General features: G+C 53.5%; 25 protein-coding genes and 1 pseudogene. All 26 read left to right on the plus strand.

Annotation, left to right across the window (positions count from 1 at the left end):
• The first annotated feature begins 36 nt into the window (after positions 1-36).
• Positions 37-255, plus strand: a complete 219-nt coding sequence (locus KB892_RS29150; RefSeq protein WP_004171484.1) for a hypothetical protein — start codon at positions 37-39, stop codon at positions 253-255.
• Positions 256-567: a hypothetical protein gene (locus tag KB892_RS29155; RefSeq protein WP_015632502.1), complete on the plus strand. Its 312-nt coding sequence runs from the start codon at positions 256-258 to the stop codon at positions 565-567.
• A 66-nt stretch (positions 568-633) separates the two neighbouring features.
• Positions 634-1,038 (plus strand): hypothetical protein, encoded by a 405-nt coding sequence (locus KB892_RS29160; protein WP_032433941.1) that lies wholly within the window; start codon positions 634-636, stop codon positions 1,036-1,038.
• 42 nt (positions 1,039-1,080) lie between these two features.
• Positions 1,081-1,470 (plus strand): hypothetical protein, encoded by a 390-nt coding sequence (locus tag KB892_RS29165; protein WP_015632504.1) that lies wholly within the window; start codon positions 1,081-1,083, stop codon positions 1,468-1,470.
• A 7-nt stretch (positions 1,471-1,477) separates the two neighbouring features.
• On the plus strand, positions 1,478-1,876 hold the full coding sequence (locus tag KB892_RS29170; RefSeq protein WP_015632505.1) for a hypothetical protein: 399 nt from the start codon (positions 1,478-1,480) through the stop codon (positions 1,874-1,876).
• Between the two features lie 71 nt (positions 1,877-1,947).
• Positions 1,948-4,587, plus strand: coding sequence for a type IV secretion system protein TraC (traC, locus tag KB892_RS29175; protein WP_015632506.1), 2,640 nt, complete (start codon positions 1,948-1,950; stop codon positions 4,585-4,587).
• Positions 4,587-4,976: a type-F conjugative transfer system protein TrbI gene (gene trbI / locus KB892_RS29180; protein ID WP_015632507.1), complete on the plus strand. Its 390-nt coding sequence runs from the start codon at positions 4,587-4,589 to the stop codon at positions 4,974-4,976. The genes traC and trbI overlap by 1 nt, the downstream gene beginning before the upstream one ends.
• The gene (traW, locus tag KB892_RS29185) at positions 4,976-5,611 is read left to right on the plus strand and encodes a type-F conjugative transfer system protein TraW (protein ID WP_211778029.1); all 636 of its coding nucleotides are present in this window, start codon (positions 4,976-4,978) and stop codon (positions 5,609-5,611) included. The genes trbI and traW overlap by 1 nt, the downstream gene beginning before the upstream one ends.
• A 34-nt stretch (positions 5,612-5,645) precedes the next feature.
• A complete protein-coding gene (locus KB892_RS29190; protein ID WP_004194979.1) occupies positions 5,646-6,047 on the plus strand; it encodes a hypothetical protein in 402 nt (133 codons plus the stop codon).
• The gene (gene traU / locus KB892_RS29195) at positions 6,044-7,033 is read left to right on the plus strand and encodes a conjugal transfer pilus assembly protein TraU (protein ID WP_015632509.1); all 990 of its coding nucleotides are present in this window, start codon (positions 6,044-6,046) and stop codon (positions 7,031-7,033) included. The genes KB892_RS29190 and traU overlap by 4 nt, the downstream gene beginning before the upstream one ends.
• 275 nt (positions 7,034-7,308) lie before the next feature.
• Complete coding sequence (gene trbC, locus KB892_RS29200) at positions 7,309-7,956, plus strand: type-F conjugative transfer system pilin assembly protein TrbC (protein WP_015632510.1); 648 nt, start codon at positions 7,309-7,311, stop codon at positions 7,954-7,956.
• 58 nt (positions 7,957-8,014) lie between these two features.
• Complete coding sequence (traN, locus tag KB892_RS29205) at positions 8,015-9,970, plus strand: type-F conjugative transfer system mating-pair stabilization protein TraN (protein WP_015065533.1); 1,956 nt, start codon at positions 8,015-8,017, stop codon at positions 9,968-9,970.
• Positions 9,971-10,001: 31 nt separating this feature from the next.
• Positions 10,002-10,256: a conjugal transfer protein TrbE gene (locus tag KB892_RS29210; protein ID WP_032433943.1), complete on the plus strand. Its 255-nt coding sequence runs from the start codon at positions 10,002-10,004 to the stop codon at positions 10,254-10,256.
• Positions 10,234-10,482 (plus strand): hypothetical protein, encoded by a 249-nt coding sequence (locus KB892_RS29215; protein WP_004152675.1) that lies wholly within the window; start codon positions 10,234-10,236, stop codon positions 10,480-10,482. Before KB892_RS29210 ends, KB892_RS29215 begins: the two co-directional genes overlap by 23 nt.
• A 12-nt stretch (positions 10,483-10,494) precedes the next feature.
• A complete protein-coding gene (locus KB892_RS29220) occupies positions 10,495-10,821 on the plus strand; it encodes a hypothetical protein (RefSeq protein ID WP_015632512.1) in 327 nt (108 codons plus the stop codon).
• A gap of 20 nt (positions 10,822-10,841) precedes the next feature.
• Entirely contained in the window at positions 10,842-11,594 is a 753-nt protein-coding gene (gene traF, locus KB892_RS29225) for a type-F conjugative transfer system pilin assembly protein TraF (RefSeq protein ID WP_015632513.1), read from the plus strand.
• Between the two features lie 10 nt (positions 11,595-11,604).
• Entirely contained in the window at positions 11,605-11,844 is a 240-nt protein-coding gene (gene traQ, locus KB892_RS29230; RefSeq protein ID WP_048255490.1) for a type-F conjugative transfer system pilin chaperone TraQ, read from the plus strand.
• Complete coding sequence (gene trbB / locus KB892_RS29235) at positions 11,816-12,373, plus strand: type-F conjugative transfer system pilin assembly thiol-disulfide isomerase TrbB (protein WP_023158002.1); 558 nt, start codon at positions 11,816-11,818, stop codon at positions 12,371-12,373. Before traQ ends, trbB begins: the two co-directional genes overlap by 29 nt.
• A 45-nt stretch (positions 12,374-12,418) precedes the next feature.
• Positions 12,419-12,862, plus strand: a complete 444-nt coding sequence (gene trbF / locus KB892_RS29240; RefSeq protein WP_023158001.1) for an F-type conjugal transfer protein TrbF — start codon at positions 12,419-12,421, stop codon at positions 12,860-12,862.
• Positions 12,840-14,219 (plus strand): conjugal transfer pilus assembly protein TraH, encoded by a 1,380-nt coding sequence (traH, locus tag KB892_RS29245; RefSeq protein ID WP_023158000.1) that lies wholly within the window; start codon positions 12,840-12,842, stop codon positions 14,217-14,219. Before trbF ends, traH begins: the two co-directional genes overlap by 23 nt.
• Entirely contained in the window at positions 14,219-17,068 is a 2,850-nt protein-coding gene (traG, locus tag KB892_RS29250) for a conjugal transfer mating-pair stabilization protein TraG (protein ID WP_023329044.1), read from the plus strand. Before traH ends, traG begins: the two co-directional genes overlap by 1 nt.
• Positions 17,069-17,073: 5 nt before the next feature.
• Positions 17,074-17,601: a conjugal transfer protein TraS gene (locus KB892_RS29255; protein ID WP_029498351.1), complete on the plus strand. Its 528-nt coding sequence runs from the start codon at positions 17,074-17,076 to the stop codon at positions 17,599-17,601.
• A 189-nt stretch (positions 17,602-17,790) separates the two neighbouring features.
• Positions 17,791-18,522, plus strand: a complete 732-nt coding sequence (gene traT, locus KB892_RS29260) for a conjugal transfer complement resistance protein TraT (RefSeq protein WP_004152629.1) — start codon at positions 17,791-17,793, stop codon at positions 18,520-18,522.
• Positions 18,523-18,712: 190 nt separating this feature from the next.
• Positions 18,713-18,824, plus strand: a pseudogene (locus KB892_RS31735) (hypothetical protein); the annotation flags it as partial.
• Between the two features lie 55 nt (positions 18,825-18,879).
• Positions 18,880-21,162: a type IV conjugative transfer system coupling protein TraD gene (gene traD / locus KB892_RS29265; RefSeq protein ID WP_048255491.1), complete on the plus strand. Its 2,283-nt coding sequence runs from the start codon at positions 18,880-18,882 to the stop codon at positions 21,160-21,162.
• Positions 21,162-26,420, plus strand: coding sequence for a conjugative transfer relaxase/helicase TraI (gene traI, locus KB892_RS29270; protein WP_029498346.1), 5,259 nt, complete (start codon positions 21,162-21,164; stop codon positions 26,418-26,420). Before traD ends, traI begins: the two co-directional genes overlap by 1 nt.
• Positions 26,421-26,431 lie beyond the last annotated feature (11 nt).

Consider the following 26,431-nt stretch of genomic DNA (forward strand, 5'->3'; position numbering starts at 1 on the left):
ATTCATTCGTTAATATATAAACAGAGGCAATAAAGTATGCATGCCTTTATTTTTCTGGTGCTGATGACACCGAGTAGTGGCGGTGGAATTTGGGATATTACTCCCATGCCTAATACAGATGTCTGCATAAAAATGCTACGGGTACTCGAAGCACGTGGAGGCAGAGGTTACGGAAGTAATACGGGAGAGTGCATTGAAATTAAAACCCGCGAGCCTTTGAACAGCGTGATGGAAACATTGAGTGAGGGTGGGTAAATGGCTGAATACCAGTTAAGTTTTGATGGTTTTGTACGACTGTTTTTTGCAATGGCAATCATTATCTGTGGTTACGGCTATGTAATTATTGGTGTTTTTATAAGAGATACGTTTGTCTGTATTTTAATGTTGTTTGGGCTTACAGGTCTCAGTGCTTTATTTTCTTTCATGGTATTCATGGATAAAAACATGTGGGCCGGTTCTCCTGATTTGACGCTGTCAGTAATAACGGGGTTTTTTACAGCCACAGTCATCTTTTATATGTTTTATGTCTTGATTTATTCCTTTGAACGGATGGGGGCAGGTGAATAGTAAGACCGATGGTCAGTATTAACAATCTCACGTTATTTGAAAGTATGCAGCATAAGGAATAAGAAAGTGAAAGCGTACTATATACTCGGACATAACGTTGCATGGCTTAACGGTATATGCCTGATTCTTTTTGTTATTGGTGTGGTCGGTGCGCTGGCAATGGTTGCCATCCCTGAAAAATTCAATCTTCGAGTTAACAGAGGCGATACATTCATATACTGTGCTCTTATAGCGGTGGTTGGGTTTTCCGGGATGTTCGTTATCTCCATTCACTCATTTTCGATGGATGAACTTGAAGCAGGTAGACACTGGAAAGACGACTGCAAGACACTTGAGGTAAACATGCCGACAGGCGCTTTTACCAGCCCTGTTAATAAACTGGACTGTGATGGCATCATCATTAATGTGCCTCAGGGACAGTATGGTGTATATATCCATCAGTGGGAGTTATATAAAGCTAAAACAAAATAAAATGCTGATTAACAAACTGGATTGACAGGTAGGGATGGAACAATGGAAAGACAACAAGATATTGAAGAGCGCTCCCGGGATTTAATAAAAAATGCCGATGAAAAAGAAAGGCAAGAATTGAAATGTTTTGATCTGCAATATGGTGTTTATTTGGTTCTTCTTTTCCTTGTGTTAGCTGGATATTTTTTTGTGCAGTATGAAGATTTTCGAGATCAGCAGGCCGCCACGCCAGAACAACTGCAAAGTATTATTCATGAGACACCTTGTGCAGGTGAGGTGTTACTTCTAGCAATTCAAACTAACACTGGCACTTCGTCAGAGCCATTAACTTTTGGTGACGCAAAAAAGATGGCGTCCGAATGCAAGGATAAAGAAGAGATTAAAGCAGTACGTGAAAAACAACTTAACGCACTGAACGATATGAGCAAATAATCAGGGGATGGATATGATGCTGTTTTTTAGAAAGTATGGATTTTTGTTTATCCCTCCAGTCTACTGGCTCATCTATCTGGGAGTCAGGCTGACGTACAATGGACTGGTCGGAGAGTTTTCTCCTGATTTCTTTCAGAGTATTCGACATGATGGTGTCTTTATCATCTGTAGTTTGTGTGTCTTTTATTTTTTCTGCCTGGAAGTGGATGTTAGTGATGGGGAGTTCTCAGCGTTCATTCTGTTCCTGATTGTCTTCTTTCATGTGGTTTTATTATTTATCACTCTGCTTATTAGTTTGTGGCGAGGGGCGATGTTGTTGGATGCGATCTTTACGGGTCAGATTATTGCTTCCATGTGTTTATTGTTTTTCATTCCTGTGTTTTCCATTATAAGAAGGAGTTTCTAGTGCGGCTGTGAATATTCTTCTTGCCATTTATTACCCTTGTTGTTTTGAATTGCTCTTAAAGGAACGCCCGCATGAGTAATAACATCATCGATACTGTCACCCAGGCTGTGAATTCACTGGTATCAGCACTGAAGCTGCCCGACGAATCCGCGAAAGCCAATGACACGCTGGGCAGCATGAATTTCCCCCAGTTCAGCCGTATTCTGCCCTATAAGGATTATGATTCCGCGACCGGTCTGTTTATTAATAACAAAACCGTCGGTTTTATGTTTGAGGCGCGTCCTTTACCCGGTGCGGATAAAAGTATCGTCGCCACACTGGAGCATTTACTGCGCAGCAAACTTCCCAGGGGCGTCCCGGTCAGTTTTCATCTGGTCTCCAGCAAACTGGTCGGCAATGATATCGACTATGGTCTGCGTGAATTCCGCTGGAGCGGTAAACAGGCTAAAAAGTTTAACGCCATTACCCGCGCCTACTATCTCCGGGCGGCGGAAACACAATTTCCCCTGCCGGACAATCTGGATTTGCCCCTGACGCTGCGTAACTACCGCGTGTACATCTCCTGCTGCGTGCCCCGGAAGAAGAACTCCGCCACGCAAATTGTGGAGATGGAGAACCAGATAAAAATCCTGCGGGCGTCACTGGGCGGGGCTTACATTCCGACGCGTATCCTTGATGCGGCCGGGCTGGTCGAACTGATGCGTGAGCTGATAAACCCGGACCCGCACGAAATGTACCGCGTACCGTATAAGCTGGACCCCTATCAGGATCTGAACTATCAGTGTGTCGATGACAGCTTTGATATGCAGGTCACCGCTGGTCATCTGAAAATTGGCCGCCTGGGGCGCGACGGGAAAGAGTGCGTGACCCGGGTGACGAGCTACCATCTGGAGAGTGATCCGGAAATGGCCTTCCTCTGGACCGCTGCGGACAACTACGCCAACCTGCTTAACCCGGAGCTCTCCATTTCCTGTCCCTTTGTCATCACGCTGACGCTGATGGTGGAGGACCAGGTGAAGACCCAGAACGAAGCCAACCTGAAGTTCATGGACGTGGAGAAGAAAAGCAAAACCTCCTACGCGAAGTACTTTCCGAACGTGATAAAGGAAATGCAGGAGTGGGGCGATATCCGCCAGCGACTGTCGACCAACCAGACCTCCCTGGTGTCCTATTTCTTTAATATCACCACGTACACCGCAGACAGCACAGAGGCCTCTCTCGCCGCTGAACAGCAGGTGCTCAACAGCTACCGTAAAGGCGGTTTCCAGCTTATCCCGGCCCGCTACCATCACCTGCGTAACTTTCTGGCCATGATGCCGTTCAAATGCGGCGAAGGCCTGTTTAAAGAGCTGCAGGCGGCAGGCGTGGTGAAGCGGGCGGAGACGTTCCAGGTGGCTAACCTCCTGCCGATCGTCGCTGACAGCCCGCTGGCGCCGGCGGGACTCCTGGCGCCCACCTATCGAAATCAGCTGGCGTTCATCGACCTGTTCTACGAGGGAATGAACAATACCAATTTCAACATGGCGGTCTGCGGGACGTCCGGGGCGGGTAAAACCGGTCTGATTCAGCCCCTCATTCGCAGTGTGCTCGACTCCGGCGGGTTTGCCTGGGTGTTCGACATGGGCGATGGCTATAAGTCCCTGTGTGAAAACATGGGGGGCGTATACCTCGATGGCGATACCCTCAAGTTTAACCCGTTCGCCAACGTGCTGGATGATGCTCACTTCGACATGTCAGCAGAACGTATACGCGATCAGATGTCGGTGATGGCCAGTCCGAACGGCAACCTCGATGAAGTCCATGAAGGCCTGCTTCTGAAGGCAGTGCAGGCGGCCTGGTTAAGCAAACGTAATCATGCACGCGTTGATGACGTAGTACATTTTTTACAGGACGCGAAGGACAGCGATGAATACGCTGATTCCCCAACAATCCGGGGCCGTCTGGACGAGATGATAATCCTGCTCGATCAGTACACGGTGAATGGGATCTACGGGGACTATTTCAACTCAGATAAACCAACACTCCACGATGATGCCCGGATGGTGGTACTGGAGCTCGGTGGCCTGGAGTCGAGGCCATCACTGCTTATCGCAGTGATGTTCTCATTGATTATCTACATCGAGAACAGGATGTATCAGTCACCGCGTGGCCTGAAAAAACTGAACGTCATCGATGAGGGCTGGAAGCTCCTTGATTTCAAGAATGAAAAAGTGGGGCAGTTCATCGAGAAAGGCTACCGTACCGCGCGTCGACATACCGGCGCATACATCACCATCACGCAAAATATCGTGGACTTCGACTCCCCGACCGCATCGAGCGCCGCACGTGCAGCGTGGGGGAACTCATCGTACAAGGCCATTCTGAAACAGTCAGCGAAGGAATTTGCCAAATATAACCAGCTGTACCCGGATCAGTTCAGCAAGCTGGAGAAAGACATGATTAACGGCTTCGGTTCGGCCAAAGAGCAGTGGTTCTCCTCTTTTATGCTGCAGGTGGAAGCGAACTGCTCCTGGCACCGCCTGTTCGTCGACCCGCTCAGCCGGGCGATGTACTCCTCAAAAGGCCCGGATTTTGAGTACATGAAAGCGCGACGGGAAGAGGGGGTCGATATCCACGATGCGGTGTACGGACTGGCGTGCAACAACTTTAAAGAAGAAATGGCTGAGCTTGAATCCCGAATACCGGTGAATGACATGGAGGATAAACAGTGATGAAAAACAACACCGAACAACCAGTCAGAACGACGTCTCTTACCTTGCGCCGGGCATCCGTCATCGTCGCTCTCGTGCTTTTCGTCCTGGCAACCAGCGCGTTTCTCTCGCGCGTGGTTCTGGAGTACTCCACGCCGCGGGTGGTGGCTTTTGATATGAAAAAGACGCTCGACAGCTTTATGGACAGTGTGAGTCAGAAGCAGCTGACAGAGGCGCAGTCAAAAGCGCTCTCTGACCGGTTTAACGACGCGCTGGAGAAGAGTCTGGCGGAGTATCAGCAGCAGCATCATGTGGTCATTCTGGTTTCACCTGCCGTGGTTCAGGGCGCGCCCGATGTGACCCGCAACATCCAGCACGACATTGCCCGCCGGATGAAAGGAGAACAGTAATGATACGACTGAAAGGCTGTCTGCTCGCCGCCTGTCTGTTATCGCTGCTGACTCAGGCGGCTGATCTCGGTACCAGGGGGGATTTATGGCCCGTCCGGGAGCAGGACATGCTGCAGCTCATCACGCAGCGTCTGCAGTCGCTGCAATCCTCTGGCCAGTGGGACCAGACGATGGATGCGTTTAAGCAGCGGGTTATCGAGAACAGTCAGCGTCCGGCGCCGGTGGAGGGCATTAAGCGTGCGGAGAAATACGAGCAGCGCTGGTTTGATCCCAGCATCCGCCTGACCGAAGACCTGAAGGACAATGAGGGGCGGGTGTTTGCCCGCAAGGGCGATGTGGTGAACCCGCTTAAAACCGTACCGTTTGTCCAGACCCTGTACTTCATCAATGGTGACGATGCCGACCAGCTGGCCTGGATGAAGCGTCAGGTGCCGGAAACCCTGATGAGCAAAATTATCCTGGTGCGTGGCAGTATCCCGGACACCTCCGCAGCGCTGGACAGCCGGATCTATTTCGACCAGAACGGTGTACTGAGCAAGCGATTTGGCCTGACGGCGGTCCCGGCGCGGATCACGCCGGCGCCCTCCGGTGAACGGCTGAATATTGAGACCTTCCCGCCCGTCCCGCACCCCTGATCTGGGGCTGCGTTTTATTCAAAAGAGGTAACCGATGCCGATGATACTGGCCTTAATAATCCTGCTCACGATGCTCTTGCTGACGCTAATGTGGTCCACCATCCGTAAGCAGGAGAATGTCATACGGGAACTCAGTACAAGAGAAAGCTGGCTGGAGAGAGAGGTTGAGCGTCTCAGGACCGATAACGAGAAGCTGTACCGCTGGCTGAGATACAACGGTGAAAAGGTTATCGATGAAATGACTTGTGAACTCGATGCACTGTCCGCCGTTCGCCAGACGAACAGGGATTCATACCGTCGCCAGCTTTACCTCTTCGACTGCCTGTCCCTGATGGTGTGGGCCGGGATGGAGGGTGCCGAAGACTCTACACGGGAAAAGGTCCGCAATAAAACCGATGCCCTCCGTCTTGTTCTCAGGGAGAAAACTGACGAATGAAAGCCATGTTTTTTTTAATCTGCATCGCGTTCTCAACGTTCAGTGGCCGCGCCGCCGCAGACCCCTCCTGTGAGGGCCGGTTTGTTAACCCGATCACCGATGTGTGCTGGCGCTGCATCTTCCCTCTGTCGCTCGGCAGCGTGCAGGTTGGTAAAGGCGACCTGCCTGATACCAGCAATCCCGGCAGTCCCCTGCAGCTGTGTCCGGCTCCGCCACCGCTTTTTGTTCGTCCCGGCCTGGCCATCGGGTACTGGGAGCCGATGGCCATGACGGACGTCAGCCGTTCGCCTGGCTGTATGGTCAATCTGGGGGGCTTCAGTATCAATCTCGGCAAGACCGGCATGGGGACCGCGAGAAAGGACGATAAGCAGGTGAACGGCGCTTTTTATCACGTTCACTGGTACAAGTACCCACTGACCTACTGGCTGAACATCATCACCTCCGCAGGCTGTCTGGAAGGCGGAGACATGGATATAGCCTATCTGTCCGAGATTGACCCGACCTGGGTGGACAGCAGCCTCACCACCATTCTGAATCCGGAAGCCATCCTGTTTGCCAACCCCATCGCACAGGGCGCCTGCGCAGCGGATGCGCTGGCCAGTGCATTCCATATGCCTCTGGATGTCCTCTTCTGGTGTGGTGGAAGCCATGGCTCACTTTACCCGTTTAACGGCCAGGTCAGTAATGAGTCCAGCCCGCTGCAGTCGTCGGTACTGGTCAGTGAGCGTATGGCCTTCAAGCTCCACCGGCAGGGACAAATTATGGAGAGTATCGGGAAGGACAAGGCAGTCTGTTACGAATATCCCTCCCCGATCATCCCGAAAGAACGCTGGCGCTATCAGATGGTGAACATGTATCCGGACAGTGGTCAGTGCCATCCGCTTGGACGCAGCGTGATGCGCTGGGAGGCCGGCAAAAATCCGCCCAACACCCGCAAGAACTATGGCTACCTGATGTGGCGTAAACGTAACTGCGTATTTTTGTAAGTCAGACAGGAAAAGGATAAATGATGGAAAAAGAACAGAATCAATGTTGCCAGCAACCCCTCCTGCATCAGGATGTATCTCCCACTACATCCCGGGTCACTTTCAGCACGGATAAAAAGGTACTAACGGCAGAGCAATACAGAGACTGGCAATACATTGGCGCTACCCTCAGAGAAAAAATGCAGTCGAATAACTGAATATGTGATGCAGGACTATGCATTTGTCATGACCTGTAGCAATAGCCAGGCACATAACTCTCTCTAATTGAGGCAATTATGAATAAAGGAATCACCGGGCTGGCCTGGGGGCTGAGTCTGCTCTGCACGACGGCGTCAGCCGCTGACAATATTAATACTCCCGGGGACCAGCAGTGGCTGAAACAGCAGGAGAACCTCAGCGAACAGCTGCGCCAGCATCCGGATAAACAGCTGCAGCAGGAGCTTGAGGCGCAAATCAGCCGCAATCCTCTACCGAAATCAGACCGCCAGTTTATCGATAATCTGGTCAGCCAGCAGAAAGCGGCGAATCAGGAAAAGCCGGCAGAAGGAGCGCTGTACTTTGTCTCCTTCTCGATACCTGAAGAGGGGCTGAAGCGGATGCTGCACGAAACCCGGCAGTACGGCATTCCGGCGACACTGCGTGGGCTCGTCAATAACGACATGAGGACCACCACTGACGCGGTGCTGCAGCTGGTGAAGGATGGCGTGACCGACGGCGTGCAGATTGACCCGACACTATACACGCAGTACGGCATCCGGAGTGTGCCGTCTCTGGTGGTACGGTGTCAGGCCGGGTATGACGTGGTACGCGGTAACATTCACGTCAAACAGGCGCTGGAGAAAGTGGCACAAACCGGTGACTGCGCACAGCTGGCCCGGCAAATACTTGATGCGCACTCGAATGCCGCCGGGAGCCAGCCATGAAAGACAGACCGTACTTCATAGCGTTACCGGAAATGGTGAGGGATGAGGGAGGGTGGAAATGAAGACGGTTATTTCCGTGCTGACCGCGCATTTTTTAGTCCTGAGCGCCTTTATCTGGCTGGCATCTCCCGCCTGCGCTGACAGTGGAAGTGACTATAAAGCTGGTTCGGATTTTGCGAAACAGGTGCAGGGCAATGGTCTGAACTCACTGAAAAATTTCAGTGGTGAGCAAAACCTGCCGGGGTATACCGCCAACCCGAATCAGACAAAATACTACGGCGGCGTCACTGCCAGCGGAGACAGCTCTCTGAAAAGCGATTCAGCCCTGGAGTTCAGCCAGGGGGACACAGGCAAAGCGGTTACGGAGTCGTTCACAAACCGGCCACCGGATCAGATATCTCAGGATGCGCCGTTTATTCAGGCCGCAAAGGATACAGAATCCCGTGCCGACAGCATTGTCGGCGATACCGGACAGTCCTGTACCGCCCAGGTTGTGAACCGCAGCGAGTTCACAAACCATACCTGCGAACGTGATCTGCAGGTGGAAAATTTTTGCACACGGGAAGCGACCCTGAAGGATAACGCCACCACGCAGAAAGTTAACCGAACCTATCAGCAGGTGGTGACGCTGAATTATGCCCGGAGTACCCGGCAATGGAGTGGCAACCTGACGATCCCGACCAATGGTCGTCTGCTGAATGCCTCGGTGGATGGTGAGCCTCTGGTGATCCCCTGGATTGAAGAATGCGATTCCGAAGGGAAGGTGCGGGATAGCTGCAAGAGTGCAGTGAGTGAAAGCCTGACCCTCTTTGAACGAACGTTCCCCATTGATGTGATCAGCTGGCCACGTTCAGAATCGATGTGTTCAGGCGGTCAGAACACGCATTGTACGAAATATACCTATGACGGGAAGGGGAAGATTCATCAGTCGTTTGGTGTGGACAAAGCGGCCACTGCTGGGCAGAACTTTTCAGTAAGCAAAACATCACGGACCGTATCATCGGCCAGCCAGAAACCCGTACAGGTCACGGTCACCCTGGTGATGGAAGAAACCGAAACCGTCTATGCACCTGAAGTCGTCTGGGTTGAAAGCTGTCCGTTCAGTAAGGATGAAGGAAAAAAAACGGGCGAGGAATGTATCAGCCCGGGAGGAACGCGAACCATCACCCTCGGAGGCAGGGATTACTCGTTCACGGAGGCCTGCTGGAAATATAAGGATACCTGGCTCACGCAACCGGCGGACAACGGCTCCTGTGAAAGCCTGATGAAAAATACGGCTTGTACTCTGTCATCCCGCCAGTGCGCCTTCTCCAGCGAGGAAGGCACGTGCCTGCATGAATATGCAACGTATTCCTGCGAAACCAGGACGAGTGGCAAACAAATGATCTGCGGCGGTGATGTCTTCTGCCTTGATGGTGAATGTGACAAAGCCACGTCCGGGAAGAGCAACGACTTTGGGCAGGCGGTGTCTGAGCTGGCGGCACTGGCTGCCGCGGGGAAGGACATCGCGGCACTGAACGGGGTGGATGTCCGGGCCTTCACCGGAAAAGCGAAGTTCTGTAAGAAGTTTGCTGCGGGCTTCAGTAACTGCTGCAAAGACAGCGGCTGGGGCCAGGATGTGGGGCTGGCACGCTGCAGCAGCGAGGAAAAGGCGCTGGCAAAAGCGAAAAAAGACAAGCTGACGGTCAGTATCGGGGAATTCTGCTCTAAAAAGGTTCTGGGGATTTGCCTGGAGAAAAAAAGGAGCTATTGCCAGTTCGACTCAAAACTGGCGCAGATCGTTCAGCAGCAGGGAAGAAACGGTCAGCTGCATATCGGTTTTGGCGGCGCCAGCAGTCCTGACTGTCGGGGGATTACGGTTGAAGAGCTCCAGAGGATCGACTTTAACATGCTTGATTTCACCAACTTTATGGACGACCTGATGAAAAATCAAAAAATACCGGAAAACGATGTTCTCACCAATAAAACCAAAGAACGAATTAAGGAAATCATGAGTCAGCAATCCGCGCAATAAACCATGCTGCCTAATAAAGAGACCGATAATCATGAAAATTAATTTTCACAAACAGCCTGCCATTGATTTTGTCCTGAGATTAACACTGACAGTAATCATTATTTCTCCGGTGATTTATTTCTCCTGGGATGCAGTCAAAGGGACGTCGGGAAGTGATTGTGTCGAAAGTGTGGTCTTTATTCTTATGGCTGGGTTTGCCATGTCTGTGTGTTATTTATTTTTCTCAGTCCTGGAGAAAGTTATAAATGCAAGGAAAAGCAAAGATGAATCGATATATCACGATTGAGAAATTTATAGACATTCTGAATGAAGAGAATTTACCCCAGGAGCATCATGTTATGGTGCTGGCTGTTCTTGCGGATATCTCTCTGCATACAGACAGGTTCCTGATTAACTCGTCCGAACTGGTTCAGATGGCCGCTCAGTACTCACCTGCTTTCCAGAAACTGCCAGCGGACCGGCAGGCTTTTATATCTTCAGTACTGAGCATGCCGCTATTCCTTATTATGTGACCAGGAGAGTTAATGGAAGAGAAAAAAGCATACGGGCTGGTCATGGTGTTTGTCGGGGTGTTTGTCTTTCTCCTGGTCAGCATTATGTCGTACAGCCTGTGGCGGGACAGGCAGGTTAACGCATTTATGACAACCAACCGGGCATGGGGGATCCAGTGCGACACTGTTTCTCAGGCCGCGTGGGTGATCAGGGACGGGGAGCGGGTGGACCTTCAGATAAATCATCTGCCTCTGTACTGCAGCGGTTATCGCTTTGAAGCCCGTGATGATGCAGGAAAGATACAGCGCCAGCTCGATAAATACAGTGTCTATCAGCATCTGTCACGCCAGTCGCATTAATTCATAAAAGGGTATTTGCCATGCGAACAATACATGCCGCCATGCTGGCGGGGTGCCTTTGCTGCGCCCTGATGCCGGCTTTCGCCAAAGACGCGGGCTGGCAGTGGTACAACGAGAAACTGAAGCCCCGTGATGAGGACAGGAAAGCCGTACCAGCGGCACCACCGCCGCAAATGGATATTCTGGAGAAACTCGCCACACTCCAGGCGGCCACCAAACGGTCGTTGTACGAAGCCATTCTGTATCCATCGTCTGAAAACTTCGTGAAGTATTTCCGGCTGCAGAACTACTGGACGCAGCAGGCAGGTTTGTTCTCGATGAGTGCGAAGAAAGCGATGCTGGAAAACCCCGAACTCGATTACAACCTGCAGTACAGCCACTACAACGGCACGGTAAAAAACCAGCTCGCTGCCGACTATGCCGAACAGCGACAGGCTATCTCCACCCTCGCACAGCACTACGGCGTGATGTTCTTCTACCGGGGCCGGGAAGCGATCGATGGCCAGCTGGTCCAGGTGATTAAAAATTTTCGCGAAACCTATGGCCTGAGCGTGATACCGGTGTCGGTTGACGGAGTGATTAACCCCATGCTGCCCGACAGCCGGCCGGACCAGGGCCAGGCAGAGCAGCTTGGCGTGAAGTTCTTCCCCGCGATGATGCTGGTTAACCCGAAAAGTGGCCAGGTGAAGCCTCTCAGTTACGGCTTTATCAGTCAGGACGACCTGGCGAAACAGTTCCTCTATGTCTCCAGTGACTTTAAACCGAATTTCTAAGGAGTGTGTCATGCGAAATATTCGTTTTCCGGATTTAGATATCACCGGGATGTGGGTGCTGGCCGTGGGCGTGTTTTTCCACCTGATAGCCCGGCTTGTCAGAAAACAGCCTGAAATGGCCGTGCAGGCCGCTGAAATTCTGGGATTAGGAATGGTGGTGTTCGGGGGATACCGCATTCTTAACGCCCTCATTGCTGAAGCCGAAAAAGAGGAGAAAGCCTGTGAAAAGCATCCTGAAGAACATCGCTAAGACGCCGCTGGCGGCGCTGGCTCTTTCCCTTGCTCTGGCCGGACTGGCACAGGCGGGAACGTTCGATGAGGTGAAGTCGCTCTGGGATCCGCGGGGAATCTCCGGTACTGAAACGGCTTCCCCGCAGAGCGACACTCCCCAGGTGGAGAGCGGGGCATCTCAGCCACGCTGGTTACGACTCAGCAACGGAAAGCAGGTGGACCTGCGCGACTGGAAAGTGGTGCTGTTCATGCAGGGACACTGTCCATACTGTCATAAATTTGACCCGGTGCTGAAGCAGCTGGCCGGACAGTATGGCTTCTCCGTGTTCTCTTACACCATTGACGGACAGGGTGATGACGCGTTTCCTGAAGCGCTGCCGGCGCCTCCTGACGTGATGCAGACCTTTTTCCCCAATATCCCGGTGGCCACCCCGACCACGTTTCTGGTCAACGTGAACACGCTGGCAGCGTACCCGATCCTGCAGGGCGCCACGGATGCACAGGGCTTTATGGCCAGAGTGGATACGGTATTTCAGATGATGCACTGAGTCTCTGTTATATCCGGTCTTAGCAAGTGATTAAGGAAAATAGCCATGAACAAATATATACGTTCGACGGGACTGTATGCGTTTTTATTTCCAGCCAGTTTAAAAGCACCCGGGCAGACAGCAGCAGAAAAAATAGAACAACTGAAGCCGGAATTTGTCCACCGGGAAAGGCGTATGGAAATCTATCTGGAATTATTCATTGTGTTTCTGACTGCAGGTGCCCTGCTGTTATGGATAATGAGATTTTTATTTAATCTCTGCGTGGCTGACTGGATAGCCAGCGGTGACCTGCGAGTAAAAGACCTGTGGAATATTATGATGTACGCCATCCCTTATGCGCTGATGGCTGTCGGGATGGGGTTCTTTGTTGCCGGAGTGACATTAGCAATCCTCAATTTTTTCAGTCATCACCTGAAAATCCTTTTTATTCTGAGAAATAACAGAGTTAAAAATAATGCTGTGCGTAATGGAGGACAGGATGCGAATTAAACTTCTGTCACTCTTCTGCGGTGCCGCGCTTGGCCTGTCATTTAGTGCCGCCGCCGACGTGAATGGCGACATGAACCAATTCTTCAATAAGCTTGGCTTTGCGTCCAATACCAGCCAGCCGCAGGTCTGGCAGGGACAGGCGGCGGGTTACGCCTCCGGCGGTTCGCTGTATGCCAGAACGCAGGTGAAAACGATCCAGCTGGTCAGCATGACCCTGCCGGATATTAACGCCGGCTGCGGCGGCATCGATGCGTACCTGGGGTCGTTCTCATTTATCAACAGCGAGCAGCTGCAGCGCTTCGGCAAACAAATTATGTCCAACGCCGCGGGCTACTTCTTTGACCTTGCCCTGCAGACCACGGTTCCGGAGATCAAAACTGCCAAAGACTTCCTGCAGAAGATGGCCAGCGACATCAACAGCATGAACCTCAGCTCCTGCCAGGCCGCTCAGGGCATTGTGGGCGGTCTGTTCCCCCGCAACCAGGTGGCGCAGCAAAAGGTCTGCCAGGACATCGCCGGTGAGAGCAACATTTTTGCGGACTGGGCGGCTTCCCGTCAGGGCTGTTCGGTGGGGGGGCAGATGGACAAAGTGCAGGATAAAGCCAGCGATAAGGACAAGGAGCGTGTAATGAAGAACATCAACATTATGTGGGATGCCCTGTCCAAAAACCGGCTCTTTGACGGCAATAAGGAGCTGAAAGAGTTTGTGATGACCCTGACCGGGACGCTGATTTTTGGTGAGAACAGTGAGATCACCCCGTTGCCGGCACGCACCACTGACCAGGATCTGATTAAAGCCATGATGGAGGGCGGCACGGCTAAAATCTATCACTGCAATGATTCGGATAAGTGTCTTAAGGTCGTTGCTGATGCCACCGTGACCATCACCTCCAGTAAGGCGCTGAAAAGCCAGATTTCCGCTTTGTTAAGCAGTATCCAGAATAAAGCGGTGGCTGATGAAAAACTGACGGATCAGGAGAAAGGGTTTATCTCCAGCACCACCATTCCGGTGTTCAAATACCTGGTCGACCCGCAGATGCTCGGTGTGTCTAACTCACTTATTTACCAGCTGACGGACTATATCGGCTACGACATCCTGCTGCAGTACATTCAGGAACTTATCCAGCAGGCCCGGGCGATGATCTCAACCGGTAATTATCCCCAGTCGACAATGGATATGATCATGGAAAACCTCAACCAGGCGAGTGTCCAGATTGCCGCTTTCCAGTCCCGCGTTCAGGTTCAGCAGGACGCCTTGCTCGTGGTGGACAGACAAATGAGTTACATGCGCCAGCAGGTCTCTGCCCGCATGATGACCCGCTACCAGAATAACTATCATTTTGGGGGGAATCAGTAATGCTTGAGGTATATGCCATTGCAGGCGGTGACTGGTTACGGGGCAACCTGAACGCGATTGCGGCGTTTATGGAGACCGGCACATGGTCGACCATAGAAAAGATGTGTATCGCCATCTCGGTACTCATTGTGGCGGGGAACTGGGTAAAAAAACACAACGTGATGGACCTTTTGGGCTGGGTCTTTTCCCTCACCCTGGTCTCTATGCTGGTTGTCATTCGCACCCCTGTGCAGATCATCGATTACAGTAACGTTGCGCAGGTCTATGAAGTCGATAATGTACCTATTGGTCTGGCCATTCCGGCGTCGCTGACAACGCGGGTAGGAAACGCGCTTATCCAGAGTTATGAGATGGTCTTCGCGCTGCCGGACAGTGTCACGTACAGTAAAACGGGGATGTTATTTGGCAGTAATCTGGTCGCGAAAAGTACGGATTTTTTGTCACAAAATCCTCAGATTACGACGCTGTTTTCCGATTACGTACAAAACTGTGTGATGGGCGATATTTTCCTCAATCATAAGTACTCTTTTGAGGAATTACTGAATTCACCTGATCCGTATACCCTGATTTTTGCAAACCCGAGTCCACTGCGTGGCGTGTTTGACAAAAACAACCAGTTCCAGACATGCGAGGAGGCCTCACGGGATCTGAAATCGGCTCTCGCGCTGGATACTCAGACAGGCGGTAAAACCTGGAACTACTATGTTCGTCAGCTGTTTGGCGGCAAACCTAATCCCGATCTGCTTTTCAGCCAGATGATTGGCGACAGCTACAATTACTTCTACAGCTCGGGACAGAGCGCCGGGCAGATTATCCGCCAGAACGTCACGATGAACGCCCTGCGCAGTGGGATCCAGAGTTATGCGGCCCGCAGCGGGGACACCGCCAGTCTGGTCAATATGGCTAACACATCATCCCTTGAAAAGCAGCGGCTGGCACAGGCCACAATGGGGCACCAGGCGCTTCGCACACTTCCGCTGATGCAGACCGTTATCATGGGGATAATGATTGGGATGTTCCCGATCATGGTGATGGCCGCCATGTTTAATATGATGACTCTGCAGGTGCTAAAGGGGTATGTGTTTGCGCTTATCTGGCTGCAGACGTGGCCATTACTGTTCGCCATCCTGAACAGCGCAATGGCCTACTATGCGAAGCAAAATGGCGTCCCAGTCGTTCTCTCTGAGTTGTCGCAGGTTCAGCTCAAAAACTCGGATATTGCGACCACCGCGGGCTATATTGCCGTGATGATACCGCCTTTGTCGTGGGGGATCGTGAAGAGCATGGGAGCAGCCTTCTCCAGTGCCTACAGCCATTTTTCTTCATCGGGGCTCAGTGCAACATCGCAGGCTGCCTCCGGCGTGGTGGACGGCAATTACTCTTTCGCCAACATGCAGATGGAGAACGTCAGCGGCTACAGCTGGGGTACCAACAGTACAACCAGTTTCGGACAGATGTCACGGCAGCTGGCGAATGGGGGCATGAGCACGCAGACGAGGGATGGATCGATGGTCTGGGACAGTGGTGGTGCAATGTCAAAACTGCCGGTGGATATCAACGTCGGTCGTCAGATAGCCAGTGCGCAGCAACAGATGGCCCGTGAGGCTGATGTCCAGGCCGAAAGCGCGCTGCATGGCTATAACAGCAGCGTGACAAGTGCCTGGAATAGTCTGCAGCAATTTGGCACCAATAAAGGGAACAGCGCCTCAACAACGACCGGAGCTGATACTACCGATTCTTCGCAGGACTCGATGGCCAGAAGCAAGATGTGGAATGCGGTTGTTGCTAATGCGAAAGCCAACAACATCAGTAATGAGGAGTCTTTCCAGCAGTTGATGGATGATTCAGCTAAAAGTACGCAGGGCGTTGATTTATACGGATCTGGTAAGTGGAGTTCAGGGGATCAGCTGTTTGGTAAGCTAGGTAAATGGGGAACTGGGTTATCTGCTGAGGCCGGAGTTAAAGGCAGTGCGGGTTGGACCCACAGCTCGGGTAACACAGATAATGTTGGCACTTCCGGTCGTGAATCGAATGACAGCCGACATGATACCAGTAGTCAGGCGGCCAAAGACTTTAAGGAAGCATCCGATTACTTTACCAGCCGCAAAACCACCACATCGGGCAACATTACCGATAATAATGCCAGCTCGCGTGTTGACCAGTTTGCCGCGTCACTCTCCAGTGCCAAAAACAGCTATGACCAGTATACAAGCAGCCGGACACGCAGCCATGAGTACAGTGAGATGGCGTCACGCACAGAGAGCATGACTGGCCAGATGAACGAAAACCTGACTCAGCAGTTTGCGAACTTTGTTCAGCATCGTGCTCCACAGGATGCCGAGGCCATTCTGACCAATACCAGTTCTCCTGAAATTGCGGCGCAGCGTGAAGCCCTGGCGCGTGAATTCGTCAAAGAGCAGGTAGAACCCAGGGTTGATGCTGCGTATCAACAGGGTCGTGAAAGCATTGGACAGAATATGGCTGGGGTGTCAGGTGGTGGTGACAATGGATCGGTAATGGCCGACTACCGACAAAATTCTGGTCGTATCGATGCTATGACGCAAGATGCGGGTATTAAGGATAATGTGGATCAGAAAGTTGGTGGGATGATTACAGAGAATAAACAACAGCAGCAGGAAACCCGCGAAAACATACAACGGCAAGGCGCAGAGGTGAAAAATGAGAATACTGAAATGGAAAAGGACCATAAAACAAAAGCAAATGAGTTTAAAGGTGATTATAATGAAAGAAAGAGTAAGGTGAAATCTTTACCAGGAGCTGACTCGCCTACTGAGTTAGAGGCAAAAGCGGCGAAAATTCAAAAGGATTATCTTGATGGTAAAAGGTAAAAATGATGATTACGAACAAACTACTTATTGAGGAAGTGGAGGAGCTGAAAAATCTACTTTCACAAGGGAAGGCTGAAATTCCATCTTTTTGGGAGTGCCTTTGGCCTGGCGTAGTGTTAGTTGCATGGAATATGCTTTGCGCTGTAATTAGTGTGGATGCTGTTTATTTGACCGGAAAGTATATATTTCATGTTTTGGTTTTTCCTGTCGGGGTCAGTATCATTATGCTCCTAGGTATTGCCAGTTCACGCTCTCTCTTTTTGTCAGTCCCTAAAAACTTTAGAGAAAAATCGAATATATATCGCTTTTTTTCTAAGAAGGTTTCGATTTATGCTGTTGTGTACATGGCAGTGATTATGTTATTAGCTATTTGTAATAGAGTGGTTTATGACACGCCATTTTCTTTTGCATTTATGGTTATTTTAACGTCTGTTTTTTTTGGTTTTGTCATGAATCTGGATTTTGGACGCTATCAGCTATCATTGCTCACCTCTGCAATAAACTCTTTCCGAGCGGAAAAGTTGGGGGGGTAATCATCCAGAAGCGACCTATCAATTATGGTGGTTTATTAACAGACTAAAAATTTCTTTTGGTTATTATTATCTGTCTAGGTTGTTATTGGTTTTTACATCTCGCTTAAAATTCGTATATAGTGAATGCGCATTCCGAAATCATAAGAGAATGTGTATTTACTCGTATTGATTATGTCACAAGGATTCAGGATGAAGCTTAATAAAGTCATGGCTGTGATGGTCGTCAGCTCTGCGCTGGTGTTATCTGGATGTAGTGCAATGGGAACCGCCATTAAAAAGAGAAATCTGGAAGTAAAAACCCAGATGAGCGAAACAATCTGGCTGGAACCTTCAAATAATAAGACGGTTTATCTGCAAATCAAAAATACCTCCGATAAGGATATGAGTGGCCTGCAGGCAAAAATTGCCAGCGCCGTCACTTCAAAGGGATATCAGGTCGTCAGTAACCCGGATACGGCGGGCTACTGGATCCAGGCGAACGTGCTTAAGGCCGATAAAATGGACCTTCGTGAGTCTCAGGGCTGGTTAAGCCGGGGTTATGAGGGCGCTGTGACTGGCGCCGCTTTAGGGGCAGGGATTACCGCTTACAACTCCAGTTCTGCGGGAGCAACCCTGGGGGTAGGACTTGCAGCCGGTCTGGTGGGGATGGCGGCTGATGCGATGGTGGAAGATGTGAACTACACCATGATCACCGATGTTCAGATCGCGGAAAGAACCAAAACTCAGGTTCAGACTGATAACGTGGCCGTATTACGTCAGGGAACATCCGGCGCAAAAGTGCAGACAAGTACTGAAACGGGTAATCAGCACAAATACCAGACTCGCGTCGTCTCTAACGCTAATAAAGTTAACCTCAAGTTCCCTGAAGCCCAGCCTGTTCTTGAAGACCAGCTGGCAAAATCGATCGCTAATATTCTGTAAGCTTTCTATTCCACGGCCCGGTCCCCGGGCCATACTGGCATCACCTTTCTGGTGTGTCAGAATTCATTCGTCAAATAATCTATGAATTCCAGATCTGAACGGTGAACAGTTGCGCAATTTATTTGTGCATCTGTGAGGCGTTGCCGCCTTCGGCGGAATCTTTTCGTCTTTATTTGATCAGAGGTTATTTATGGCAATATCTGAACCTGTCATGTCTCTTGAAACACATAAACTGATGCCTGGCGATATTTATCCACACCCTGCTATGGGGGGCTTATTCCCTGCAACCCCGTGAGGTCTGTTTTCGCTGATTAATTTGTCCTTCCGACCCTAATAATTTACTGACGGATTAGTGCCATGAGTTTCAATGCCAAAGATATGACGCAGGGCGGTCAGATCGCCAATATGCGCTTTCGCATGTTTGGTCAGATTGCCAATATTATTTTCTACGTGCTGTTTATTTTATTCTGGGTACTGTGCGGGCTGATGCTGATGTATAGGCTTAGCTGGCAAACCTTTGTGAACGGCTGCGTATACTGGTGGTGTACGACGCTGGGTCCGATGCGCGATATTATTCGTTCCCAGCCGGTATACACCATTCAGTATTACGGCCAGTCGCTGGAATATACCTCAGAACAAATCCTGGCCGATAAATATACTATCTGGTGCGGAGAGCAGCTGTGGACCAGTTTCGTCTTTGCTGCCGTGGTTTCTCTTGTTATCTGTATCGTGACGTTCTTCATCGCCAGCTGGGTGCTGGGCCGCCAGGGGAAACAGCAGAGTGAGGATGAGAATACCGGCGGGCGCCAGCTTTCCGATAAGCCCAAAGAAGTGGCCCGCCAGATGAAGCGTGATGGTATGGCCTCCGATATTAAAATTGGCGATCTGCCTATTCTTAAAAACTCCGAAATCCAGAACTTCTGCCTCCACGGTACCGTAGGCTCCGGTAAATCAGAAGTGATCCGCCGGCTACTGAACTACGTGCGTGCACGTGGCGATATGGCCATCATTTATGATCGCTCCTGTGAGTTCGTCAAAAGCTATTACGACCCGTCACTGGATAAAATCCTCAACCCGCTGGACTCGCGCTGCGCGGCCTGGGATTTGTGGAAAGAGTGCCTGACGCTGCCGGACTTCGACAACATCTCCAACACCCTTATCCCGATGGGTACCAAAGAAGACCCGTTCTGGCAGGGCTCCGGTCGCACTATCTTTGCCGAAGGCGCGTACCTGATGCGTGAAGACAAGGATCGCAGCTACGAGAAACTGGTCGATACCATGCTGTCCATTAAAATCGACAAGCTGCGCGCCTATCTGCAGAACACGCCGGCAGCGAACCTGGTTGAAGAGAAAATTGAGAAAACGGCCATCTCCATTCGTGCCGTGCTGACCAACTACGTCAAGGCTATTCGCTACCTGCAGGGCATTGAGAAGAACGGCGAGCCATTCACTATCCGGGACTGGATGCGGGGTGTCCGTGAGGACCGACCCAATGGCTGGTTGTTTATCTCCTCCAACGCTGACACCCATGCCTCCCTGAAGCCGGTTATCTCAATGTGGCTGTCGATAGCTATCCGCGGCCTGCTGGCGATGGGGGAGAACCGTAACCGGCGTGTTTGGATTTTCGCTGACGAGCTCCCGACGCTGCACAAGCTGCCGGACCTGGTCGAAATCCTCCCGGAGGCGCGTAAATTTGGTGGTTGTTATGTGTTCGGTATTCAGTCCTATGCCCAGCTGGAAGACATCTATGGTGTTAAGCCTGCCGCCACGCTCTTTGACGTAATGAACACCCGGGCCTTCTTCCGTTCACCCAGCAGGGAGATCGCGGAGTTTGCTGCCGGTGAAATTGGCGAAAAGGAAATCCTCAAGGCCAGCGAGCAGTACTCCTACGGTGCTGACCCGGTGCGTGATGGTGTATCGACCGGGAAAGAAAAAGAGCGGGAAACGCTGGTCAGTTACTCCGATATTCAGACGCTGCCTGACCTGTCCTGTTACGTCACGCTGCCCGGGCCGTATCCGGCCGTGAAACTGGCCCTCAAATACAAGCCGCGTCCGAAAATTGCCGAGGGATTTATTCCTCGCACTCTCGATGCGCGGGTGGATGCACGGCTCAGTGCTCTGCTTGAGGCCCGGGAAGCTGAAGGCAGCCTTGCCCGGGCGCTTTTCACGCCGGATGCGCCGGAACCCGGGCCAGCTGATACAGACAGTCACGCCGGTGAACAACCTGAGCCGGTCAGCCCGCCTGCGCCAGCTGAAATGACGGTATCTCCTGCACCGGTAAAAGCGCCGCCGACAACAAAGCGTCCGGCAGCGGAGCCTCCCGTCCTGCCGGTCACGCCCATACCGTTGCTCAAACCAAAAGCAGCCGCTGCTGCCGCAACAGCATCATCTGCCGGTACCCCTGCTGCAGCTGCAGGCGGGACAGAACAGGAACTGGCGCAGCAGTCCGCGGAACAGGGACAGGACATGCTGCCGGCCGGCATGAACGAGGACGGTGTCATTGAGGACATGCAGGCGTATGCCGCCTGGCTGGCAGATGAGCAGACACAGCGGGATATGCAGCGGCGTGAGGAAGTCAATATCAACCACAACCACCGGCACGATGAGCAGGATGATGTCGAGATTGGAGGGAATATCTGATGCTCAGTTTCAGCCAGGTTAAATCGGCGGGCAGTGCCGGTAACTACTACACAGAGAAAGACAATTACTACGTCATCGGGAGCATGGAGGAGCGCTGGCAGGGTAAAGGCGCAGAATTGCTGGGACTTGAAGGAAAGGTAGACAAGCAGGTCTTCACGGAGCTTCTGCAGGGAAAACTACCTGATGGCAGCGACCTGACCCGGATACAGGATGGCGTGAATAAGCACCGGCCCGGTTATGACCTGACGTTCTCGGCACCGAAAAGTGTATCGATGCTGGCTATGTTGGGCGGCGATAAGCGTCTCATCGATGCTCATAATCGCGCGGTAACAGTAGCTCTTAACCAGGTGGAGTCCCTTGCTTCCACACGGGTAAAGAAAGATGGCGTGTCTGAAACAGTCCTGACCGGGAATCTGATTATTGCCCGCTTTAACCATGATACATCGCGCGCTCAGGATCCACAGATACACACACACAGCGTGGTTATCAACGCGACACAGAACGGCGATAAATGGCAGACGCTGGCCAGCGATACCGTCGGTAAAACCGGGTTCTCCGAAACCATACTGGCCAACCGCATCGCTTTCGGAAAGATATACCAGAACTCTCTCAGGGCCGATGTTGAGTCTATGGGTTACAAGACAGTCGATGCGGGTCGGAATGGCATGTGGGAGATGGAGGGCGTGCCGGTTGAGTCGTTTTCCACGCGCAGTCAGGAACTCCTGGAGGCTGCAGGACCCGATGCCTCCCTGAAGTCACGGGATGTGGCCGCGCTCGATACCCGCAAGTCGAAAGAAGCCATCGATCCGGCAGAAAATATGGTGGAGTGGATGAACACGCTGAAGGAGACCGGGTTTGACATCCGGGGGTACCGTGAGGCCGCCGATGCGCGAGCCGCAGAGCTGGCCCGTGCACCTGCCGCGCCGGTGAACACTGACGGTCCGGATATCACGGATGTGGTGACGAAAGCGATTGCCGGTCTCAGCGACCGCAAAGTGCAATTCACGTATGCCGACCTGCTGGCACGCACGGTCGGCCAGCTGGAGGCGAAGGACGGTGTGTTTGATCTGGCGAGAAAGGGCATCGATGCCGCCATTGAACGGGAGCAGCTTATCCCTCTCGATCGCGAGAAAGGCCTGTTCACCTCAAACATCCACGTTCTCGATGAACTCGCCGTCAAAGCCCTGAGTCAGGAGGTGCAGCGCCAGAATCATGTCTCCGTCACGCCCGATGCGTCTGTGGTGCGCCAGGTCCCTTTCAGCGATGCCGTCAGCGTGCTGGCGCAGGATCGCCCGGTAATGGGTATCGTTTCCGGTCAGGGCGGTGCAACCGGCCAGCGGGAGCGGGTGGCCGAGTTAACCCTGATGGCCCGGGAGCAGGGGCGTGACGTCCATATCCTGGCGGCCGATAACCGCTCACGTGATTTTCTCGCCGGTGATGTGCGTCTGGCCGGGGAAACGGTGACCGGTAAATCCGCCCTGCAGGACGGGACGGCGTTTATTCCGGGCGGAACACTCATCGTGGATCAGGCGGAGAAGCTGAGCCTGAAGGAAACGATTTCCCTGCTCGATGGCGCGATGCGCCATAACGTGCAGGTCCTGCTCTCCGACAGCGGGAAGCGCAGCGGGACCGGCAGCGCGCTGACGGTGCTGAAGGACAGCGGCGTGAATACGTATCGCTGGCAGGGGGGCCATCAGACCACAGCCGACATCATCAGTGAACCGGATAAAGGAGCACGCTACAGCCGGCTGGCACAGGAGTTTGCCGTCAGCGTACGTGAAGGGCAGGAAAGCGTGGCCCAAATCAGCGGGACGCGTGAACAGAGCGTACTCAACGGCCTTATCCGTGACTCCCTCAGACATGAGGGGGTGCTGGGTGAGAAAGACACGACCATTACAGCCCTGACGCCGGTGTGGCTGGACAGCAAAAGCCGGGGCGTGCGGGATTATTACCGGGAGGGGATGGTGATGGAACGCTGGGATCCGGAGAACCGGACGCACGATCGCTTTGTCATTGACCGGGTGACCGCGAGCAGCAATATGCTGACCCTGAAAGACCGGGATGGGGTCCGTCTGGATCTGAAGGTTTCCGCGGTCGACAGCCAGTGGACGCTGTTCCGGGCAGATACACTGCCGGTGGCAGAGGGGGAACGTCTGGCGGTGCTCGGGAAGATACCGGACACACGCCTGAAGGGCGGGGAAAGCATCACGGTGATGAAAGTGGAGGAAGGGCAGCTGACGGTACAGCGGCCGGGGCAGAAAACCACGCAGACCCTGGCCGTGGGCGCGGGCGTGTTTGACGGTATTAAAATCGGCCACGGCTGGGTGGAAAGTCCCGGCAGGTCGGTTAGCGAGACGGCAATGGTCTTTGCGTCGGTGACGCAGCGTGAGCTGGATAACGCCACCCTCAACCAGCTGGCGCAGAGCGGAAGTCATCTCCGGCTGTACTCGGCGCAGGATGCGGCGCGCACGACGGAGAAGCTGTCGCGGCATACCGCCTTCAGCGTGGTCTCAGAGCAGCTGAAGACCCGATCCGGCGAGACGGACCTGGATGCGGCCATTGCGCAGCAGAAGGCCGGACTGCGTACCCCGGCAGAACAGGCCATTCACCTGGCCATCCCGCTGCTTGAAAGTGAGAAACTGACCTTCTCCCGGCCCCAGCTGCTGGCGACGGCGCTGGAAACCGGGGGCGGGAAGGTTCCGATGGCGGACATCGACACGACCATTCAGGCACAAATCAGGTCGGGGCAGTTGCTGAATGTACCGGTGGCGCACGGCTACGGCAATGACCTGCTGATTTCCCGTCAGACCTGGGACGCCGAAAAAAGCATCCTGACCCACGTGCTGGAAGGTAAAGACGCGGTGGCCCCCCTGATGGACCGCGTGCCGGCCAGTCTGATGACGGACCTGACCGCCGGACAGCGGGCGGCGACCCGGATGATTCTGGAAAGCACGGACCGGTTCACGGTGGTTCAGGGGTATGCCGGGGTGGGGAAAACCACCCAGTTCCGGGCAGTCATGAGTGCCATCAGTCTGCTGCCGGAAGAGACCCGTCCGCGCGTCATCGGTCTGGCGCCGACGCATCGCGCGGTCGGGGAAATGCAGAGTGCTGGCGTGGATGCGCGCACGACGGCATCGTTCCTCCACGACACGCAGCTGCTGCAGCGCAATGGCCAGACACCCGATTTCAGCAACACCCTGTTCCTGCTCGACGAGAGCTCAATGGTGGGGCTGGCCGATATGGCAAAAGCCCACTCCCTCATCGTCGCCGGCGGTGGACGGGCGGTGTCCAGTGGGGATAACGACCAGCTGCAGCCCATCGCGCCGGGCCAGCCGTTCAGGCTGATGCAGCAGCGCAGCGCCGCCGACGTTGCCATCATGAAAGAGATTGTACGCCAGATGCCTGAGCTGCGACCGGCGGTCTACAGCCTGATTGAGCGGGATGTGCACCGCGCCCTGACCACCATCGAGCAGGTCACGCCGGAGCAGGTGCCGAGAAAAGAAGGCGCATGGGCGCCGGGCAGTTCTGTGGTGGAATTCACGCCAAAGCAGGAAAAGGCGATAGAAAAGGCGCTGAGCGAGGGGAAAACCCTGCTGGAAGGTCAGCCCGCGACGCTCTACGAGGCGCTGGTGAAGGACTATACCGGACGGACCCCGGAGGCACAGTCGCAGACGCTGGTGATCACCCATCTGAATAAGGACCGGCGGGCGCTGAACAGTCTGATCCATGACGCACGGCGGGAGAACGGGGAAACCGGCAAAGAGGAAATCACACTGCCGGTGCTGGTCACGAGTAACATCCGTGACGGTGAACTGCGCAAACTGTCGACCTGGACGGCTCACAAGGAGGCGGTGGCGCTGGTTGATAACGTATACCACCGTATCAGCAAGGTGGATAAGGATAATCAGCTGATCACCCTGACAGACAGTGAAGGAAAGGAGCGATATATCTCACCCCGGGAGGCATCGGCAGAAGGCGTCACGCTCTATCGTCAGGAAAAGATAACCGTGTCTCAGGGGGACCGAATGCGCTTCAGCAAAAGTGACCTGGAGCGCGGCTATGTGGCCAACAGTATCTGGGAGGTGCAGTCTGTTTCGGGTGACAGTGTCACGCTATCTGATGGCAAACTCACCCGTACGCTGACCCCGAAGGCGGATCAGGCGCAGCAGCATATCGACCTCGCCTACGCCATTACGGCTCACGGCGCCCAGGGGGCCAGCGAACCGTATGCCATCGCGCTGGAAGGGGTGGCCGGTGGTCGGGAACAGATGGCCAGCTTTGAGTCTGCCTATGTGGCTTTATCCCGCATGAAACAGCATGTGCAGGTATACACCGACAGCCGTGAGGGCTGGATAAAGGCCATCAAGCATTCACCTGAGAAAGCGACGGCGCACGATATTCTGGAACCCCGTAACGACCGGGCGGTGAAAAGCGCCGATCTGCTGTTCGGGCGGGCAAGGCCACTGGATGAAACCGCTGCTGGCCGGGCAGCCCTGCAGCAGTCCGGTCTGGCACAGGGAAATTCACCGGGAAAATTCATTTCTCCGGGGAAAAAGTACCCTCAGCCGCATGTGGCGCTGCCGGCATTTGATAAAAACGGGAAAGCCGCCGGTATCTGGCTCAGCCCGCTGACCGATCGGGACGGACGGCTGGAGGCTATAGGCGGAGAGGGAAGGATTATGGGCAATGAAGACGCGCGGTTCGTGGCGCTGCAGAACAGCCGCAATGGTGAAAGCCTGCTGGCCGGGAATATGGGAGAGGGGGTCAGAATGGCCCGCGACAATCCCGATACCGGGGTGGTGGTGCGGCTGGCCGGTGATGACCGTCCCTGGAACCCCGGGGCCATTACCGGCGGACGGATATGGGCTGAACCGGCGCCGGTGGCTCCGGTACCGCAGACCGGGGCTGACATTATCCTCCCGCCAGAGGTTCTGGCGCAGCGGGCGGCAGAAGAACAGCAGCGCCGGGAAATGGAAAAACAGGCGGAACAGACTGCCCGGGAAGTGGCCGGGGAGGCGCGTAAAGCCGGCGAGCCGGCGGACCGGGTGAAAGAGGTTATCGGGGACGTCATTCGCGGACTGGAGCGTGACCGGCCGGGTACGGAGAAAACGACGCTACCGGATGATCCTCAGTTCCGGCGCCAGGAGGAGGCGATTCAGCAGGTGGCCTCAGAACGTCTGCAGCGTGAGCGTCTGCAGGCTGTGGAGCGTGACATGGTTCGTGACCTTAACCGCGAGAAAACCCTCGGGGGCGACTGACGCGCCTGCGG

This window comes from Klebsiella sp. P1927 (assembly GCF_018204675.1).
Lineage (GTDB): Bacteria > Pseudomonadota > Gammaproteobacteria > Enterobacterales > Enterobacteriaceae > Klebsiella > Klebsiella pneumoniae.

What these genes read in the sequence shown, in the direction of transcription:
- KB892_RS29190 (WP_004194979.1), top strand. Translation starts at nt 5,646, where the DNA reads ATGCCGATGATACTGGCCTTAATAATCCTGCTCACGATGCTCTTGCTG.
- traT (WP_004152629.1), top strand. Translation starts at nt 17,791, where the DNA reads ATGAAGCTTAATAAAGTCATGGCTGTGATGGTCGTCAGCTCTGCGCTG.
- trbC (WP_015632510.1), top strand. Translation starts at nt 7,309, where the DNA reads ATGAATAAAGGAATCACCGGGCTGGCCTGGGGGCTGAGTCTGCTCTGC.
- KB892_RS29210 (WP_032433943.1), top strand. Translation starts at nt 10,002, where the DNA reads ATGAAAATTAATTTTCACAAACAGCCTGCCATTGATTTTGTCCTGAGA.
- traC (WP_015632506.1), top strand. Translation starts at nt 1,948, where the DNA reads ATGAGTAATAACATCATCGATACTGTCACCCAGGCTGTGAATTCACTG.
- traW (WP_211778029.1), top strand. Translation starts at nt 4,976, where the DNA reads ATGATACGACTGAAAGGCTGTCTGCTCGCCGCCTGTCTGTTATCGCTG.
- traI (WP_029498346.1), top strand. Translation starts at nt 21,162, where the DNA reads ATGCTCAGTTTCAGCCAGGTTAAATCGGCGGGCAGTGCCGGTAACTAC.
- KB892_RS29155 (WP_015632502.1), top strand. Translation starts at nt 256, where the DNA reads ATGGCTGAATACCAGTTAAGTTTTGATGGTTTTGTACGACTGTTTTTT.
- trbI (WP_015632507.1), top strand. Translation starts at nt 4,587, where the DNA reads ATGAAAAACAACACCGAACAACCAGTCAGAACGACGTCTCTTACCTTG.
- traN (WP_015065533.1), top strand. Translation starts at nt 8,015, where the DNA reads ATGAAGACGGTTATTTCCGTGCTGACCGCGCATTTTTTAGTCCTGAGC.
- traQ (WP_048255490.1), top strand. Translation starts at nt 11,605, where the DNA reads ATGCGAAATATTCGTTTTCCGGATTTAGATATCACCGGGATGTGGGTG.
- KB892_RS29165 (WP_015632504.1), top strand. Translation starts at nt 1,081, where the DNA reads ATGGAAAGACAACAAGATATTGAAGAGCGCTCCCGGGATTTAATAAAA.
- traD (WP_048255491.1), top strand. Translation starts at nt 18,880, where the DNA reads ATGAGTTTCAATGCCAAAGATATGACGCAGGGCGGTCAGATCGCCAAT.
- traH (WP_023158000.1), top strand. Translation starts at nt 12,840, where the DNA reads ATGGAGGACAGGATGCGAATTAAACTTCTGTCACTCTTCTGCGGTGCC.
- traG (WP_023329044.1), top strand. Translation starts at nt 14,219, where the DNA reads ATGCTTGAGGTATATGCCATTGCAGGCGGTGACTGGTTACGGGGCAAC.
- trbF (WP_023158001.1), top strand. Translation starts at nt 12,419, where the DNA reads ATGAACAAATATATACGTTCGACGGGACTGTATGCGTTTTTATTTCCA.
- KB892_RS29170 (WP_015632505.1), top strand. Translation starts at nt 1,478, where the DNA reads ATGGATATGATGCTGTTTTTTAGAAAGTATGGATTTTTGTTTATCCCT.
- traF (WP_015632513.1), top strand. Translation starts at nt 10,842, where the DNA reads ATGCGAACAATACATGCCGCCATGCTGGCGGGGTGCCTTTGCTGCGCC.
- KB892_RS29220 (WP_015632512.1), top strand. Translation starts at nt 10,495, where the DNA reads ATGGAAGAGAAAAAAGCATACGGGCTGGTCATGGTGTTTGTCGGGGTG.
- KB892_RS29215 (WP_004152675.1), top strand. Translation starts at nt 10,234, where the DNA reads ATGAATCGATATATCACGATTGAGAAATTTATAGACATTCTGAATGAA.
- KB892_RS29150 (WP_004171484.1), top strand. Translation starts at nt 37, where the DNA reads ATGCATGCCTTTATTTTTCTGGTGCTGATGACACCGAGTAGTGGCGGT.
- KB892_RS29255 (WP_029498351.1), top strand. Translation starts at nt 17,074, where the DNA reads ATGATTACGAACAAACTACTTATTGAGGAAGTGGAGGAGCTGAAAAAT.
- traU (WP_015632509.1), top strand. Translation starts at nt 6,044, where the DNA reads ATGAAAGCCATGTTTTTTTTAATCTGCATCGCGTTCTCAACGTTCAGT.